At 39.2% G+C, this 1,083-nt stretch carries 2 protein-coding genes; both read left to right on the forward strand.

Annotation, left to right across the window (positions count from 1 at the left end; all coding sequences use genetic code 11):
* Nucleotides 1–67: 67 nt before the first annotated feature.
* The gene (locus COV46_06430) at nt 68–703 is read left to right on the forward strand and encodes a hypothetical protein (protein PIR16885.1); all 636 of its coding nucleotides are present in this window, start codon (nt 68–70) and stop codon (nt 701–703) included.
* A partial coding sequence (locus tag COV46_06435; protein ID PIR16886.1) for a hypothetical protein occupies nt 700–1,083 on the forward strand: 384 nt, incomplete at its 3' end. The genes COV46_06430 and COV46_06435, both read left to right, overlap by 4 nt.

A 1,083-nucleotide genomic window follows, 5' to 3' on the forward strand; every position in this document is an offset into this window, starting at 1 on the left:
CCGGTGAGATAAGATCAAAAATCTCTTGACTGTTTCCGTAACTACTATTAAAATAGTAGTTACGGAAATGAAACTGTTAAATATAAAGAAAAATCTGCGAAAATATCCATATGTTACGAGCGCTTTTTTCAGCGCACAAGATGGGTCGGAATATACTATTAATAATCAACTGGTTAGATGGGTCAAAGATGGCGAATTGATTAGACTTAAAAAGGGGCTATACACCTTGAACAATGAAGATAGAGGGGTTGGTCTTTCTCAAATGCTCATTGCTAACATCCTTTATTATCCATCTTATGTTAGCCTTGAATATGCATTAAGCTATTATGGCATGATCCCTGAGGGGGTATTTCAGACGACATCCGTAACCCCTAAAAAGACCAAAGACTTCACCAATAAATTTGGCGGATTCATCTATAAAAATGTGGCGAAAGAGTTGTTTTTTGGATACGAGCGCACAAAGGACGAAAACGATGCCGATATTTTGATTGCGACACCGGAAAAGGCATTATTGGATCTTTTTTATCTAAGGACGCCTGCGAACATGAAAATCGAGTTGTCATATTTCGAGGAAAACTTGCGCCTTCAAAATCTGGAGATAATCGATCCGAAAAAGATGAAAAAAATGGCCAAGAAATTCAAAATGTCAAAGATTGGCAAAATCGTTGATGGTCTTTTGAAATGCAGGGATGAACTATCATGAGCATGAACGATATCATCAAGGAGAATATGTTCGCTATAGCCGATAAGATGGCAAGGTTCAATGCTTTGCGAGAGTTCATTCAAACACTGATTCTGAAATTTATCGAAGAAAATGGTTACTCAAAAGATCTTGCGTTTGTCGGCGGCACGGCCATGCGATTCATTTATGACCTACAAAGATTCTCAGAGGATTTGGATTTCTCGCAAATATCTCAAGGCAGTTTTAGTTTCGAAAAATTCACTGCCGAGGTCGTCGACCATTTCGCGAGCATTGGCATTTCGGCAGAGCAGAAAACAAAAGCTGTCCGCAATGTCAAAATTGCTCTTCTGAAATTTCCCGGGCTGATGCTCGAAAACGGCCTAACGCATAGAAAAGATCAA

It is taken from the genome of Deltaproteobacteria bacterium CG11_big_fil_rev_8_21_14_0_20_49_13 (genome assembly GCA_002796305.1).
In the GTDB taxonomy this organism is placed as follows: Bacteria; UBA10199; UBA10199.